Genomic DNA, 15,712 nt, shown 5'->3' on the forward strand with positions numbered 1-15,712 from the left:
TTTAACATGCTCTGCCTTCATTCTGAGTGCGATTCAAATGAATTGGCAAAATTTAATAGGCTACAGTGTTTGGACTGTTTATTTTATTGTCAGTAAGTTCTAAACGACTTAAAAAAGGCAATGTCAGTCGCATTGTTTCTTGGAATAAAAGCCTTTAGCAGGCCACTGCTTGCTGAATGGCAAAGCTGCTTAACTGTCCATTTTTAAAACCAAAGTTGAGATAAGCCGTGTAGGGTGGGGCAAAGTCTTGCGGTTCTTTCAGAAAGGCTTTGATTTCATTGGGTTGTAAGAGCAAAACTAGGGCTTCCCCTGATGTTGCCATACCTTGTGCACTGTATTTAAAGTCTTGTTTAAACTGCTGTAAAGTATAATTCGGTGTGATCTGAATATTTTGCACACGTATATTTTCGCTCATCGCTTGAGTGCTTTTCCAGTCAAGCCAAACACGGCCTTTGGTGTGACCGAGTTGTTTTAAACTCGCTTTGTCTTTATAGAATTTTTCAGCCTGAATTTTGGGATTATCTTCGCTAAAAATCTCAAATTTTAGGGTTTTGGGTTGGGCAGTTGTAATACTGTATTCATAGTTGCCTGTACATTCTGCATATTGTTTGCTGGTTATTCCATTCGGAGGAGCGAGTAATTCACTAACTTGATGTGCTGTCACAGATGCATTGAGTTCAACCTGATTCACTTTCACACTGGTGACGTAGTTATAGGGATTTGAAGCTGCATGACTGAGCATCGGCAAAAGACTTAGACTGATCAATAGAGTTGTTATTTTCATCGTTATAGCTTTTAAAAGTTTTGTTTGCCGCATGATATAAAACTTAGACCTGAAAAAAAGCTCCCAATATTGAGAGCTTAATTTTGTTAGCGCAGTTTAGATAGCCAATCGCCAACGGATTGTACAATTTGCACCATGATTAACAGCACAATCACTGTGAGTATCACGACACTGGTATCAAAACGTTGATAACCATAAGAAATAGCAAGGTCACCAATACCACCTGCACCCACTGCACCGGCCATCGCGGTTGCACCAATTAAGCTAATCGTGGCTGTGGTTAAGTTTAAAATCAGTGAACTGCGTGCTTCAGGTAAAATAAATTTAAAGATGATTTGTAGTGGAGTTGCACCCATGGCTTGTGCAGATTCGATAATCCCCTCATTCACTTCCAGTAATGAAGTTTCCACCAAACGACCAATGTATGGTCCAACATAAATGGTGAGCGGAACAATCGCTGCCCACGTGCCAATCGATGTTCCGACGATGAGTTTGGTTAAAGGTAAAACCGCAATCAGCAAAATAATAAAGGGCAGAGAGCGCAGGGCATTCACAATTGGGTTCAGGCTGTGATAAATCGCTTTGTTTGGCAAAATACCATCAGGACGTGTGACCAATAAAATGATGGCCTGAATAAAGCCCCAAATACAGCCAAATAGCATTGCAAAAAACACCATATGAAATGTTTCTTGCAAAGCAGTAATAAACTGGTCAATCGATAAAGAGCTTTTCCAAAAAGGTGCTGTGATTTGAGTTAACCACTGGACAATTAAATCTCTCATTCCAGCTCTCCTGATTGTTCAACAGCCACACCATGTTGTTTTAAAAACTCAACCGCTTCAGCGATCAGGCTTTCATTGCCCAAGAGCTGAACAAACATTTGTCCAATCACATTGCCATCAATTTCAATCATGTTGGCAAACAAGATATTGAGACTAATATCAAACTGTTTAATTAAGTTTTGAATTACGGTTTCGTGTGCAGAGTTACCAAGAAACTGTAAGCGGTAAATACTATGATGATGCTTATGTTCGAGGTTATTCAGAAGTTTAATTGGTAGCTGTTGATGCAAAATCGTTTGAATAAAATTCTGTGTCGTTGCATGTTGTGGGCGACTAAATAAGTCCACCGTTTTCCCAGTTTCAACTACTTTGCCGAGTTCCATCACGGCCACATGTGAGCAGATGCTTTGTATCACATCCATTTCATGCGTCACCATGACGATGGTAATACCTTGCTCTTGATTGATTTTTTTGAGCAAGTCCAAGACCGATTTGGTGGTTTGTGGGTCTAGTGCAGAAGTCGCCTCGTCACAAAGTAATATTTTAGGATGGTTGGCAAGCGCACGTGCAATACCGACACGTTGTTTTTGACCACCCGAGAGCTCATCTGGATAAGCTTCTTTTTTATGTTTGAGGTCAATAAACTCAAGTAGCTCATTCAAACGTTTTTCACGTTCAACTTTGCTATAACCCAAAAGTTTCATGGGCATTTCAATATTGGCTGCAACGGTTTTGGTTTGCAGTAAATTAAAATGCTGGAAAATCATGCCAATATTTGCACGTTCTTGACGTAATGCTTTTGCATCTAATGCAGTAAAGTCTTTCTGATTGATAATTACTTGGCCTTGAGTTGGGCGTTCAAGTAAATTGATCAAACGAATGAGGGTACTTTTACCTGCACCACTATAGCCAATAACGCCAAAAATACTGCCTTCTGGAATGTCCAAATTGATTTGGTCCAGTGCAGGAATGGTTTGGCCTTTCAGCTGATAGTGCTTTGAAATGTTTTTAAATTGAATCATATCGTCAAAAACTACACAAAAATGAAAAAACAGGCAAAGAGACTTTGCCTGTTTCGTTGATTTGATTATATTACTATTTAGCTTGAGTAAGGTAGCTTACTGGCTTGTTCACATCAATTTTTGTGCCGCCAAAATGTTCTTGAACATATTTGCCTACTGCAGCGACATGGTAAAGCTCACCGACTTTTTTCAGTACAGGGTCATTTTGACGCGCTTCAGCCACCGCAAGAACGTTCACGTTCATTTTCGTGGTTTGATCGATTGGCTCATAGTAAATCGCATCTTTCAATACGTTTAGACCACCTTCCATTGCAAGGGTATTACCCAGAACAATGGCATCCACTTCGTCTTTCACACGTACGGCCGTTGCCATTTGAATAGGTTTGATAACGAACGCTTTGTTATTTTCAACGATGTCTTTAGATGTGCCTTTCACAAAGTCAAAGTCATTTTTTAACTTTACTAGACCTGCAGATTGTAATAATAACAATGCACGTGATTCGTTCGCACCATCATTTGGAATCGCAATCGTTGCACCATTTTTAAATTCAGCCAGTGTTTTTACTTTGCTTGAATAGATGCCCATTGGCTCTAGGTAGGTGGTTGAAAGTGGTGCAATCTTTGCTGTGTTCGCTTCGTTATATGCCACAAGGTAAGCATAAGATTGGAATGCGTTTACATCGACTTCATTGTTTGCAACAGCAGTGTTCATTGCAACATAGTCAGTGAAGTTTTTAATGTCTAACTTTAAGCCAGCTGCTTTAGTTTCTGGCAAAGTTGCAATATAGCGCCAAATGTCTGCATCAGACCCAGTCGATGCGATGGTTACTGTTTGCTCAGCTGCTGCAGTATCCGTTTTAGCCGCATCTGCTGCAGGTGCTTCAGGTTTACTACAACCCGTTAAAACAACAGATAAACCCAGCGCAATTCCTAGAATTTTTTTCATTTTTTCTTCCCGAGTAAGCACCCAAACGAGGCTTAACTTAGCTGAACAATAGAGAGATCGATTGATTTTAAATCAGGTATTCCTGATTTGATGCATATGACTGTAATGTGAGTTTTGCAAGTGTGCAATTCGATATCAGTCGAATATGTACTTTCACTTTGGAAAAGATTAACTTTTTCAAATCACTAGAAACATCTTTGCTCAATCGTTAAATTTTGCACATCATATCAACAAAGTAATATTCGATATAGAGCATAAAAGTTCAATACTTATCTTATTTAAAGATTAGGAGTCTGTAAGTTGTGTGTAATTTTATAATGAAAACAATATATTATTTTTAATGAATTTGTTTAAAAATAATAATTTGCATAAATTTTATGCTTTATAAGATTTTATCCAAACTAAATACAAAAAATAGATATAACGAGTATAAAGTGCAAAAAGTATGTCTCAGAGTACAGGATGAATATAGCTATATCTTTAGAACTTGATTTATATTCATACGGATATATTTAAAAAAATTCGCAGCGGTTTGCAATAAAAAAACCCGCATTTAGCGGGTTTTTACGGTATGAATGTTTTTAAGCATTTTCACGCGCAATAGCACGATAACCAATATCTGTACGGTATTGCATACCCGTAAATGTGACTTGACCACAAACTTCTAAAGCATTGACTTGTGCTTCAAGTACGGTATCACCAAGAGCTGTCACACATAAAACACGACCACCCGCAGTCAAGATGTGACCGTCGGCACTCATTGTTGTGCCCGCATGGAAGATTTTTGTGTTTTCAGGAGATTGACCAAGACCAGAGATGACGTCACCTTGACGAACGGTTTCTGGGTAGCCTTCAGCTGCAAGAACAATACCAATTGATTTGCGTTCATCCCATTCAGCTTCTGCTGGAAGATTACCTGCAATACCAGCTTCAACCAGATCGACCAATGATGATTTTAAACGCATCATAATCGGCTGAGTTTCAGGGTCACCAAAACGACAGTTGAACTCGATCACTTTTGGTTGACCTTTGTCATCAATCATCAAGCCTGCGTATAAGAAACCTGTATAAATGTGACCGTCTTTTTTCATACCTTCAACGGTAGGACGCATCACTTCATTCATGGTTTTTTCAAATACATCTGCAGTCACCACAGGAGCAGGAGAGTAAGCACCCATACCACCCGTGTTTGGACCTTGGTCGCCTTCAAAAATACGCTTATGGTCTTGAGATGTTGCCATTGGTAAGATGTTGTCGCCATCAATCATACAAATGAAAGACGCTTCTTCACCAGCAAGGAATTCTTCGATCACAACACGAGAACCAGCATCACCAAACTTGTTGCCCGCCAGCATGTCATCAATCGCATCAAAAGCCTCTTGATTGGTCATGGCTACAATTACGCCTTTACCCGCAGCAAGACCGTCGGCCTTGATCACGATTGGCGCGCCATTTTTTTCAACAAATGCTTTCGCTGCATCGACTTCAGTAAATACATCGTAGAACGCAGTAGGAATATTGTGGCGTTTTAAGAAGTGCTTAGCAAAAGCTTTTGAGCCTTCTAGCTGGGCAGCAAACTGAGTTGGCCCCCAAATTTGAAGCTCTGCCGCGCGGCAAGCATCAACTACACCATTTACAAGCGGTGCTTCTGGACCCACAATAATCAAATCTACTGCATTATTTTTTGTAAAGCCGATAATTGCAGCATTGTCTAAAATGTTGAGTGCAACATTTTCACATTTGTTTTCTGTTGCAGTTCCTGCATTACCTGGTGCAACAAAAACTTTTGCAACTTTTTTATCTTGCGCGATTTTCCATGCCAATGCATGTTCACGACCGCCATTACCCAAAACTAAAATGTTCATCGGTTCATACTCCATGAATCGAAATGACATAAAGTCCTCAGCCTAAAAAGGAGAGGACTTTATGTAAGATTTAGAAATCTGTTTTAAACCACATGTATGACTTTGTCATTACGGTCTGCATCTATCACTTAGTGACGGAAGTGACGCATGCCCGTGAAGACCATTGCAATACCAGCTTCATCAGCTGCTGCAATAGTTTCTTCATCACGCATAGAACCACCCGGTTGGATAATACATTTAATGCCTGCTTTCGCAGCATTATCAATACCATCGCGGAATGGGAAGAATGCATCAGATGCCATTACAGCACCTTCAACCACTAAACCTGCATGTTCCGCTTTAATCGCAGCAATACGCGCTGAGTTAACACGGCTCATTTGACCTGCGCCTACACCAATGGTTTGACGACCTTTAGCATAAACAATGGCATTTGATTTCACGTATTTCGCAACTTTCCATGCAAAAATTAAGTCATCAATTTCAGCATCCGTTGGCGCGCGTTTCGTCACGACTTTTAAATCATCTTTGGTGATCATGCCTAAGTCTTGATCTTGAACTAACAAACCACCGTTTACGCGTTTGTAGTCAAGTTGCGATTGACGCGCATCGATTGCTGGAAGTTCGCCACATACAAGTACGCGTACGTTTTTCTTCGCGCCTGTTACTTCAAGAACGCCTTCAGCAACGCTCGGTGCAATGATCACTTCAACGAATTGACGATCTACAATCGCTTGTGCAGTTGCAACGTCTAATTCACGGTTGAATGCAATGATGCCACCGAAAGCAGATTCAGGATCTGTTGCATACGCAAGATCATAAGCTGCTTGAATACCGTCTAAAGATACTGCAACGCCACATGGGTTAGCGTGTTTAACGATCACACAAGCCGGTTTTGCAAATGATTTCACACATTCAAGTGCTGCATCAGTATCTGCAATGTTGTTATAAGAAAGTTCTTTACCTTGAAGTTGTTTCGCCGTTGAAACAGAGGCTTCAGTTGCTGTGCTTTCTACATAGAATGCTGCTGACTGATGCGGGTTTTCACCATAACGCAAGTCTTGAGCTTTATTTAACTGTGTATTGAAAGTACGTGCAAACTTGTCTGCTTGACCTTCCTCTTTGCCTACGCGAGCGCCTAGGTAAGAAGCAATCATGCCATCATACTGTGCTGTATGTTCAAATGCTTTAACGGCTAAGTCAAAACGAGTTTCGTAAGACAAAGCACCATTTTCTTTTAGTTCAGCAACAACAGTGTCGTAGTCTGTAGCATTGACCACAATACCGACAGAAGCATGGTTTTTCGCAGCAGCACGCACCATGGTTGGGCCACCGATGTCGATATTTTCAATCGCATCTGCAAGTGAGCAGTTTGGTTTAGCGACTGTTGCAGCAAATGGATAAAGGTTTACAACCACAAGATCGATCGCATCGATATTGTGTTCAGCCATCACAGCTTCGTCTAGACCGCGACGAGCTAAGATACCACCATGAATTTTCGGGTGTAGCGTTTTTACACGACCATCCATCATTTCTGGGAAACCCGTATGCTCTGAAACTTCAACTACAGCGATATTGTTGTCTTTTAACAACTTATATGTACCGCCAGTAGATAAAATTTCTACCCCTAGAGCAACAAGGTTTTGAGCGAACTCAACAATGCCAGTTTTATCGGAAACAGAGATTAAAGCGCGTTTAATGGTCATGATCTTCGTCACAGTTATCAAGAATTAAAACAAAAAGCCAAAAATAGCAGGTAAAAAAAATGCCCGCGGAAGCCGCAAGCATTTTATCATTTATTCACTCATTAAACCGTGAGCTTTTAACTTTTTACGTAAAGTTCCACGGTTAAGTCCTAGAATCTCCGCAGCACGTGTTTGGTTACCGCGGGTATATTCTAAAACTACAGATAGAAGAGGTTTCTCCATTTCTGCCAGCACCATGTCGTAGACCTGAGATGGTTGCTCGCCTTGCAGTTGTGCAAAATAGTGGCGAACTGCGCGATCTACGTGAATACGAAGAGCGACATCAGACTGTGCAGTAAAAATAGGAGATTTGCTATTCATGCGAAGTAATCCGAAAAATCTAAATATCACTTGGGTAAAGTGACATATATAAAGTGGTCTAAAATTAAAATGAACTTCGTTTTAGATCCTAAAACGACTAGTTCTAAAACTGTACATTTAGCATGCCACAATATCGCTAAGTTGGTCGAAATATAAGCGTAACAATAGTTAAATATTTGTTACCGACCTTTTTTAAACAAAAAAATCTGCTCAATACGCGATATTTCGATAACGCGCATTTTTGCTGATGTTCTATTTGTATTAAAAGACTGAGGAGATTGCAGCACTAAGCTTTTGTGGCGCGTATCATACCATTGTCTAAGAAAAAGTGAGCAAGAAAACTGCATTTTTTTTCACTTTTTTTACATTTTTTTTAAATTTTAGGGCTGGACTATTTCTAAACTGTAATGATTGAAGCTTTTACGGCTAACTGGCAGGCTAAATTTGAATTTGAACGGACTATTTTTAGGAATTCGTTTGATTCCAACCAGACTATCAATCAAATATTCATTTGCATGTAGTTGATAGGTTGAATCGACTTCACCATCCACTTTTAAAATGACCTTAAGATCTGGTAGCGGAAGACTGGTATCATGATAATTGATCAGTTCACCTGAAAATTGAGTTTTCTGCGCCTCTATACGTTTTACTTTTAATTTATTAATGCTGATCAGACTATAACGTTCTTGTAGGCTGCTACAGTTCAGTACAAGACAAATTTTATTATAGGTTGCACCTAATGCGGGGCTATTATTGAGGATATGTGGATTAAACCATAGGTATTGGAAACACAATAAAGCCAATAAACTGAAGTTAATCACACCCCAAAGCATATAGTACATCGGGCTTTTTTGCGGTTTCGCTGGATTGTTGTCTGCCAAATTCATGGCAGGATAGTTACCAATCGGGTCGGTACTAAAATAGTTTAAATTGTTTAAATAGGTTTTGAGGTCAATGTTGGAGTGCTCAACTTTCAGATTGAAAATATCAAGCAAATTTGATGTCGACATTGAAAGCGCAGCAGATTGTGATAAATCAAAATGAATGCTGTCTACACGAGGAGAGGAAAATGCTGAATTTGAAGACATGCTCATGTCATTCTGATTCGACGATCTTTCCTCACCTGTGTCAAAAGTATGACCCGTGGTTAAATGCGAGAGCGCATTAAAGGTCATCGAACACTTTGGGCAACAAACCATACCTTGCGCAACAGTGAGTTGTGCAACACTTACTTTGTAGATGGTTAGGCATTTAGGGCAAGAGGTTTGTTTGTCGCTCATAGTGTATTAAGGGTTCATTTAAAGGGTGTGGCGTTTACCCGAGATTCGGCACCAGTTTTCATCACGTTTCTCGACCTCTAATATATCAAAAAACTCAGAATAAACACTAGAAACATCAGAAACTTGCTCTTCAATTACACCTGCAAGTGCGAACTCTCCCTCAGATTTGACCAAAGTTGCGAATTCTGGCGCTAACATCATAAGCGGGCCTGCCAAAATATTTGCAACAAAGACATCTGCTTTTTGATCAGCCAGCTCTAAATTGAACTCGTCTGGTAAGCCGACATAAAGGTTCTCAGCCACACCATTGAGTGCCGCATTTTGTTCAGTGGCTAAAATTGCTTGTGGATCAATATCTGTGGCATAGACTTTTTTTGCACCAAGGAGTAGAGCAGCAACACCTAAAATACCTGAACCGCAACCATAGTCGATCACGATTTTATCTTTAACATTAGTTTTACCTAACCACTGCAGACAAAGAAAAGTAGATGCATGGTTCCCCGTACCAAACGCTAAGCCTGGATCAAGTTTGATGTTCACTGCATCCGGCTCTGGTGCTTCCATCCATTCAGGAACGATCCAGTATTTGTCAGCAATTTGAATCGGTTCGTAGGCATCCATCCATGTGCGTTCCCATTCTTGGTCTTCAAGAAATTCACTACGCATCGGCGCATCAGGCATTTGAGTGCGAATAAACGTTTCTAATGCATTGACATCAATTTCTTCGTCGTCTTCTTGCGCATAGATACCTGTCACAATGACTTTATTCCAAAGTGGCGTTTCACCTGGAAGTGGTTCAAGTAAGTCTTGGTTTTCTGCATCATCTAATGTGACACTGACTGCACCCAAAGATTCTAAAAGGGTTTCAGTAAAATCGACTTGCGCTTGATCAACCGTAATATGAATTTGTAACCACTTCACAGGAATAACCTAATATTTATGTATAAATAAATATTGTAGCGGAACAGGGGGCAGTTCGACAGCATTCCTCAAAATAAAAAAAGGATGCCGAAGCATCCTTAGATCTACACCTGTTCTAGGCTTGTTCTGTACTGGTTTGAACCGATGGGGTATAACGGTTGAGTAATGTCCCAAAGATGGCAGCAAAGATATACATAAAAATAGAATAGACCGCTGCGGGCATGGCAATGGTGGTACTGGCCATCACGGTGAGTGCAATGGTCATGGCAAGGGTACTGTTATGAATGCCAATTTCAAAGGCACAGGCCCGAGCTTGAGCACTGTTGATCCCCAGTAGTCGCGGTACAAAATAACCAATCATTAAACTACAAATACAGAAAATGACTGTGGCTAAACCAACCTGAGTCAGATACTCCAGAATATGGGCGCGTTCTTTGGCTATTGCGCCAACAATGATTAAGACCAAAAATACAACAGAAAAAATACGTAAGGGTTTATTCAGCTTCTTGGTAAAAGAGGGTGCATAGTGGCGAATCAACATACCAATACAGACAGGGATAAGAATAATTGAGAATACCTGCAAGATTTTACTAAACTGCATACTGACGTGTTGTCCATCCTGCATAAAGTACTGAATGGCAAAGTTTACAATTAGCGGCAAGGTAAACGCTGCAATAACGGAGTTAATTGCGGTTAAAGTAATATTGAGCGCAATATCACCTTTAAACAAATAGCTAAATAAGTTTGCAGTACTACCACCTGGAGAAGCTGCTAAGAGCATTAAGCCGACGGCAAGCAGTGGCGGTAAGTTGAGTACTTTGCAAATTACAAAGGCAATCCCAACAAGAAGTACCAACTGACAAAATAAAGCAACCAATACTGCTTTGGGATGTTTGCTGACGCGTGCAAAATCCTTCGGGGTTAACTCTAAGCCCAAACCAATCATGATGATGGCAAGAGCTAGGGGTAACATAATCGTTATAATTCCTGAATCCATAGGTGTATATTCTCCTTAAAATTATATAAATCATGACCGTGAAATTATTCAGCTGCGGTCTCTTTCTTCAAAAATAAACTGTCATTTCTTCGCGAGATTAATAGGCCCAATAACGCAGCAAATACAAACATGAAAATAGAATAAATACCGGCAGGAATGGCCATGGCAGTGTTGCCTAAGACTGACAGGGCAACTGTAATGGCAAGTGCGGTGTTGTGAATGGTGATCTCAAAAGAGCAGGTTAAGGCTTGTTTTTCTGGAATATTGGCCAGATGTGGCACAAAAAAACCAATAAACATGCTACAGAAGCAGAATAAGGCTACGGCAGGCCCAATCTCAAACACATATTCAACAAAATTATGTCGCTCTAAGTACAGTGCGAGAAAAAAGATAAAAAGAAGACAGCTTGCAGACAAAATACGCATTGGGCGGTTTAATCTGTCGGCAAGTTTTGGAAAGTAAAAACGTAAAAACATGCCCATACTGACAGGAAGTAGAGTGATGAAAAATACCTTCATCATTTTCATGGCGGGCATGTCAACGGGTTGTGATGTTTGTAGAAAGTACATCAGTGAAAAATTAATAATAAAAGGGAGAGTTAGTGTTGAAATGATGGAGTTCGTGGCTGTAAGAGTAATGTTGAGCGCAACATCACCTTTAAATAAATAGGTCAATAGGTTTGACGTTGGTCCACCTGGTGAAGCTGCAACGAGCATCAAACCAATCGCGAAAATAGGCGCTAAATTTAAAAACTGGCAAATGAGGAACGCAATGCCCACCAGCAGCACCAACTGTGAAAATAACGCGATGAAAATGACTTTGGGATGCAGTGTGAGGCGATAAAAATCAGCTGGGCGTAGGTGTAAACCAAGACCCATCATCATTAATGCCAAAGTGAAAGGCAAAAAAACTGTAAACAATTCCGAATCCATGGAATACCTTTTTTATTCGTTTTTATCTTTTGTGTTTTTGAGTGTATACAGAATTCAATAATTTACAAGGTAGAAAAAAGGGTAAAAAATGGACTATTTTTCACCCTCAATACAGCATGAACTTTAAGTTGTTTTGCTTACATTCTTGGTTTAGGTGCTACAAAACCAAGGGCACATTTGCCTTTAATTTCTTTACCTTCGATATTGATTGATGTCGCTTTTGAATCTCCTTGGCAAATGCTGGCTAACTCAGCTTCATCACCATGAATATTGGCATTTTTTGAGCTTGGGAAAAATTGAGGTTCACAGGTACCATTCCAAATAATGCCTCGATAGGCAAAACTAACCGCTGTTCCTTGTGACTTACCTTTACAGACTTGTTGATAACGTTGACTATCATAGACCTTTTCAACTTTGTCGTTGGCTGATACAAAAGGCGAAAAAAATAAACCGCAGAGAATGGATGAAAAAAGAATCTTCTTATTCATAATGCTTACCTTTGGTTGTTGTATGATCAACTTATAGGATAAAAAATGATCAAATTAATACAAGGCTTTTCAGGTAACAAAACGCATCCTTTGTTGAGTTTTTGCTACTACTCTGCAAGTAAAATTACATAAACCTAGCGCTGGCGCAGTAAGCACAGCACCGTATATACAATAAATTCCACGGAATCTGTCAACTTACAATCGAAAATTTGCTATAATCTTTCGTTATCATTTTTTAATCTCCTTTACCACTATGCATTATCCTAAAGTTTACGATGTCATTGTTATCGGCGGCGGTCACGCAGGTACAGAAGCAGCATTGGCTGCGGCACGTATGGGGCGACAGACTTTACTCTTAACTCATAATATTGAGACTTTAGGGCAGATGAGCTGTAATCCAGCAATTGGTGGTATTGGTAAATCGCATTTGGTGCGTGAAATTGATGCCTTGGGCGGTGCAATGGCATTGGCTGCCGATAAAGGTGGTATTCAGTTCCGTATCCTAAACTCACGAAAAGGTGCAGCCGTTCGTGCAACACGTGCTCAGGCAGACCGTATTCGCTATAAAGCCGCGATTCGTGACACTTTAGAAAACCAAGCAAATCTCGATATTTTCCAACAAGCCGCAGACGACCTGATTGTTGAGGGTGATACTGTAAAGGGTGTTGTAACTCAAACGGGTATTCGCTTTGATGCGAAAACAGTTGTACTCACTGCAGGGACGTTCTTGGGTGGTGTAATCCACGTTGGTCTTGAAAAATCAAGTGGCGGCCGTGCAGGTGATCCACCTTCAATTTCACTGGCACACCGTTTACGTGAGTTGAATTTGCCAGTGGGTCGTTTAAAGACAGGTACGCCACCACGTATTGATGCGCGTTCGGTTGATTTTTCTGTGATGATTCCACAGCCGGGTGACTTCCCATCACCGACGATGTCATTCATGGGTGATGCATCTATGCACCCTGAACAAGTGAATTGTTATATTACCCATACCAATGAAAAAACCCATGACATCATCCGCGGTGGTTTAGACCGTTCACCGATGTACACTGGTGTTATTGAAGGTGTGGGCCCACGTTATTGCCCATCCATTGAAGACAAAATTCACCGCTTTGCCGATAAAGACTCACATCAAGTGTTCTTAGAGCCTGAAGGTCTAGATACACATGAGCTTTATCCAAATGGTATTTCAACTTCACTTCCGTTTGATGTGCAGTTTGAGTTGGTTCGTTCAATTCGCGGGATGGAAAATGCGCACATTTTACGTCCGGGCTATGCCATCGAGTACGATTATTTCAACCCGCAAGCGTTGAAGTTTACTTTAGAAACCAAAGCCATCAATAACTTGTACTTTGCCGGTCAAATCAATGGTACGACAGGTTATGAAGAGGCGGGTGCGCAAGGCTTGCTTGCCGGCTTAAACGCTGCGCGTCGTGCGTGGGATCAAGAGCAATGGACACCAAAACGTGATGAAGCCTATATGGGTGTATTGGTGGATGACTTGATCACGCTAGGCACGAAAGAACCGTACCGTATGTTTACTTCACGTGCCGAATATCGTTTGATGCTACGTGAAGACAATGCGGATCAACGTTTAACGCCAGTGGGTCGTGAAATGGGCTTGGTGGATGATGAGCGTTGGGCAGCTTACTGTGAAAAAATGGAAGCGGTTGAACTGGAAACAGGTCGCTTACAACACCTTTGGGCGGCACCAAACAACCCAATGGGCAAGAAATTTGTTGAAATGACGGGTGCAGATTTATCGAAAGAATGCTCTGCGATTGATTTGTTAAAACGTCCGAATATTTCATTTGCTCAAATTGCGGAGCTCACAGGTTCTGAAGTCTCTGCACAAGTGGGCGATCAAATTGAAATCGCGGTGAAATATGCAGGTTATATTAACCGTCAGCATGAAGACGTTGCACAAATGAAGCGTTTGGAAGAAACTAAAATTCCTGCTGATTTTAATTATGATGTCGTTTCAGGCTTATCTCGTGAAATTACTTTAAAATTGAAAGATGTACGTCCTGAGACATTGGCTCAAGCAAATCGTATTCCGGGGGTAACACCTGCAGCAGTGCAATTAATCATGATTACGATCCGTAAAAATGCACAAGCGAAAAAATCTGCTTAAGATTTTGAGTTAATAAAAACCCGCCAAGTGCGGGTTTTTATTAGTTAGATTAGGTATTAGCTATATTTTTTTATCTAAATTATTTAAGGTAGAAATGGCTTCATTATAGTTGTATCTCAAGTCTTGATCTTCGGGTTTAAGCTTTAAAGTCTTTTCAAAATACTGAATTGCTTTTTGTGCTAGATTTATATCATTTTTTAATTCAGCAAGAGCACATAGGCTGATAGCATAATTTTCTAAATTACTTACATGATTTGGTTCAATATTTAATACATTTTCACAAATATCTTTTGCTTTTTCAAAAATGTACTCATCTTCATTGATTTTAGCTACTCCTAAAAGGCAAGTGATATAGTTTGTTAAGACATTCAGGTCTTGAGGCTTTAGTTTTTTAGCTTTCTCTAATTGCATTAAAGCATGGTTATATAGGTTTGAGTCTTCATTCAATTGAGCTAAATAAAAAATGGCAATACCATAATCGATAAGAATTTGAACATCATTAGGAATTATCTCTAATGACTTTTTATAAAATTTAAAAGCCTCATTAAATAGACTCTCGTTACCGCTAAGTAAAGCCAATTTTTTATATGCATTTGCATAGTTTTTTAAAAAAATAGGATCACCTTGTAATTCATTTAGTAAATTTTTATAGAACCCTATGGCTTTTAAGATAAGATGCTTATCTTTTTTGAAAGCCCCTATTTGAGTTAGAACGATTGCATATCCTTGAATTAGTTTTAGGTCTGTTATTTTAGGGTTTATTTGAAAGCATGTTTCGAAATAGTTTAATGATTTCTCTAAGTAATCCTGTTTACCAGTTAAAGCGCTTTGAATTCCGACTTCTGCGTAAGCTTGGTAGAAGTTAATTTGCAAAGTTATCGCTTTGTCAAAATATTTTTGAAATTGATGGTCATCTTTAGTTAAAAAATTTAATGCCTTACCTAAATACGCAGAAGCAACAATTTTTGAAATTGGTTTTAGGGTTAAGTCGAGTGTTTTAGCTTGATTGATAATGTAATCAAATTTACTAGTATGTAATGCCTCTGCTAATTTGATAATTGTAAAATTTGGTTTATTTATATCTACAATAGCTAGAGTTTTCTTCGTGTCCTCTAATATATCAACCTCAGTATCTGATGTTGGTAGTGGGAATTGATTAACTAACTCACAAATTCCTTTTAAATGATTAATTGGGTCTTTAAATAATTCTGTAGGAAAGCATTTTAACTCTATTGCGAGTTCAAGAAGGAATCGGTCAGCATCCTGTTCACCAATAAAATTTCTATGATTAGGGTTCACGTCAATAAATTGCTTCACATTATTGTTTGGCTCTTTTACATAATCAATCCAAAATAAACGATGTTGCCCAATAAAACCTTCATCGACAAGTTTAAAGAATGAATCTGGGTGGTGTTTCAAAAAGTATGCTGGCGTTAAACGAATCCGTTATTAAGGTAAAAGAAAGTCAAATCAAAGGCTTTAAAATGATTTTCGAGCT

General features: G+C 39.6%; 14 protein-coding genes. 1 reads left to right on the plus strand and 13 read right to left on the minus strand.

The genetic code is table 11. The annotated features are described in order from the left end of the window. Nucleotides 1–154 precede the first annotated feature (154 nt). The 12 genes from AXW61_RS06915 to AXW61_RS06970 form a co-directional block, all read right to left on the minus strand. Complete coding sequence (locus tag AXW61_RS06915) at nucleotides 155–784, minus strand: hypothetical protein (protein ID WP_062033571.1); 630 nt, start codon at nucleotides 782–784, stop codon at nucleotides 155–157. An 86-nt stretch (nucleotides 785–870) separates the two neighbouring features. Beyond that, on the minus strand, nucleotides 871–1,566 hold the full coding sequence (locus AXW61_RS06920) for a methionine ABC transporter permease (RefSeq protein WP_004696373.1): 696 nt from the start codon (nucleotides 1,564–1,566) through the stop codon (nucleotides 871–873). Further along, the gene (locus AXW61_RS06925) at nucleotides 1,563–2,588 is read right to left on the minus strand and encodes an ATP-binding cassette domain-containing protein (protein ID WP_062033574.1); all 1,026 of its coding nucleotides are present in this window, start codon (nucleotides 2,586–2,588) and stop codon (nucleotides 1,563–1,565) included. The genes AXW61_RS06920 and AXW61_RS06925 overlap by 4 nt, the downstream gene beginning before the upstream one ends. Before the next feature lie 73 nt (nucleotides 2,589–2,661). Then, complete coding sequence (locus tag AXW61_RS06930) at nucleotides 2,662–3,534, minus strand: MetQ/NlpA family ABC transporter substrate-binding protein (protein ID WP_062033577.1); 873 nt, start codon at nucleotides 3,532–3,534, stop codon at nucleotides 2,662–2,664. Between the two features lie 581 nt (nucleotides 3,535–4,115). Beyond that, entirely contained in the window at nucleotides 4,116–5,399 is a 1,284-nt protein-coding gene (purD, locus tag AXW61_RS06935; protein ID WP_062033580.1) for a phosphoribosylamine--glycine ligase, read from the minus strand. 128 nt (nucleotides 5,400–5,527) lie between these two features. Further along, nucleotides 5,528–7,102 carry a bifunctional phosphoribosylaminoimidazolecarboxamide formyltransferase/IMP cyclohydrolase gene (gene purH, locus AXW61_RS06940; protein ID WP_062033583.1) on the minus strand — a complete coding sequence of 525 codons (1,575 nt, stop codon included), beginning with the start codon at nucleotides 7,100–7,102 and terminating at the stop codon, nucleotides 5,528–5,530. 90 nt (nucleotides 7,103–7,192) lie between these two features. Then, a complete protein-coding gene (fis, locus tag AXW61_RS06945; protein WP_001086304.1) occupies nucleotides 7,193–7,462 on the minus strand; it encodes a DNA-binding transcriptional regulator Fis in 270 nt (89 codons plus the stop codon). A 380-nt stretch (nucleotides 7,463–7,842) separates the two neighbouring features. Beyond that, nucleotides 7,843–8,742, minus strand: coding sequence for a DUF3426 domain-containing protein (locus AXW61_RS06950; RefSeq protein WP_062033586.1), 900 nt, complete (start codon nucleotides 8,740–8,742; stop codon nucleotides 7,843–7,845). Between the two features lie 18 nt (nucleotides 8,743–8,760). Further along, nucleotides 8,761–9,663, minus strand: coding sequence for a 50S ribosomal protein L11 methyltransferase (gene prmA / locus AXW61_RS06955; RefSeq protein WP_062033588.1), 903 nt, complete (start codon nucleotides 9,661–9,663; stop codon nucleotides 8,761–8,763). A gap of 115 nt (nucleotides 9,664–9,778) precedes the next feature. After that, the gene (locus tag AXW61_RS06960) at nucleotides 9,779–10,660 is read right to left on the minus strand and encodes a bile acid:sodium symporter family protein (RefSeq protein WP_062033591.1); all 882 of its coding nucleotides are present in this window, start codon (nucleotides 10,658–10,660) and stop codon (nucleotides 9,779–9,781) included. A 44-nt stretch (nucleotides 10,661–10,704) separates the two neighbouring features. Next, nucleotides 10,705–11,592 (minus strand): bile acid:sodium symporter family protein, encoded by an 888-nt coding sequence (locus tag AXW61_RS06965; RefSeq protein ID WP_062033594.1) that lies wholly within the window; start codon nucleotides 11,590–11,592, stop codon nucleotides 10,705–10,707. Nucleotides 11,593–11,729: 137 nt separating this feature from the next. Continuing rightward, nucleotides 11,730–12,080 (minus strand): hypothetical protein, encoded by a 351-nt coding sequence (locus AXW61_RS06970; RefSeq protein WP_004696401.1) that lies wholly within the window; start codon nucleotides 12,078–12,080, stop codon nucleotides 11,730–11,732. A 253-nt stretch (nucleotides 12,081–12,333) separates the two neighbouring features. On the opposite strand from AXW61_RS06970, the gene mnmG reads away from it, so the two are divergent. After that, on the plus strand, nucleotides 12,334–14,214 hold the full coding sequence (gene mnmG, locus AXW61_RS06975) for a tRNA uridine-5-carboxymethylaminomethyl(34) synthesis enzyme MnmG (protein ID WP_062033597.1): 1,881 nt from the start codon (nucleotides 12,334–12,336) through the stop codon (nucleotides 14,212–14,214). Between the two features lie 60 nt (nucleotides 14,215–14,274). Here the strand turns inward: mnmG and AXW61_RS06980 are convergent, their stop codons facing one another. Beyond that, nucleotides 14,275–15,633: a hypothetical protein gene (locus AXW61_RS06980; protein ID WP_062033600.1), complete on the minus strand. Its 1,359-nt coding sequence runs from the start codon at nucleotides 15,631–15,633 to the stop codon at nucleotides 14,275–14,277. Nucleotides 15,634–15,712 lie beyond the last annotated feature (79 nt).

The organism is Acinetobacter sp. BMW17 (assembly GCF_001592855.1).
Lineage (GTDB): Bacteria > Pseudomonadota > Gammaproteobacteria > Pseudomonadales > Moraxellaceae > Acinetobacter > Acinetobacter johnsonii.

Bases quoted from the DNA above. Each gene is read 5' to 3' on its own strand.
- purD (WP_062033580.1), bottom strand. From the start codon at position 5,399: ATGAACATTTTAGTTTTGGGTAATGGCGGTCGTGAACATGCATTGGCA.
- purH (WP_062033583.1), bottom strand. From the start codon at position 7,102: ATGACCATTAAACGCGCTTTAATCTCTGTTTCCGATAAAACTGGCATT.
- AXW61_RS06925 (WP_062033574.1), bottom strand. From the start codon at position 2,588: ATGATTCAATTTAAAAACATTTCAAAGCACTATCAGCTGAAAGGCCAA.
- fis (WP_001086304.1), bottom strand. From the start codon at position 7,462: ATGAATAGCAAATCTCCTATTTTTACTGCACAGTCTGATGTCGCTCTT.
- AXW61_RS06965 (WP_062033594.1), bottom strand. From the start codon at position 11,592: ATGGATTCGGAATTGTTTACAGTTTTTTTGCCTTTCACTTTGGCATTA.
- AXW61_RS06970 (WP_004696401.1), bottom strand. From the start codon at position 12,080: ATGAATAAGAAGATTCTTTTTTCATCCATTCTCTGCGGTTTATTTTTT.
- mnmG (WP_062033597.1), top strand. From the start codon at position 12,334: ATGCATTATCCTAAAGTTTACGATGTCATTGTTATCGGCGGCGGTCAC.
- AXW61_RS06950 (WP_062033586.1), bottom strand. From the start codon at position 8,742: ATGAGCGACAAACAAACCTCTTGCCCTAAATGCCTAACCATCTACAAA.
- AXW61_RS06915 (WP_062033571.1), bottom strand. From the start codon at position 784: ATGAAAATAACAACTCTATTGATCAGTCTAAGTCTTTTGCCGATGCTC.
- AXW61_RS06930 (WP_062033577.1), bottom strand. From the start codon at position 3,534: ATGAAAAAAATTCTAGGAATTGCGCTGGGTTTATCTGTTGTTTTAACG.
- AXW61_RS06960 (WP_062033591.1), bottom strand. From the start codon at position 10,660: ATGGATTCAGGAATTATAACGATTATGTTACCCCTAGCTCTTGCCATC.
- AXW61_RS06920 (WP_004696373.1), bottom strand. From the start codon at position 1,566: ATGAGAGATTTAATTGTCCAGTGGTTAACTCAAATCACAGCACCTTTT.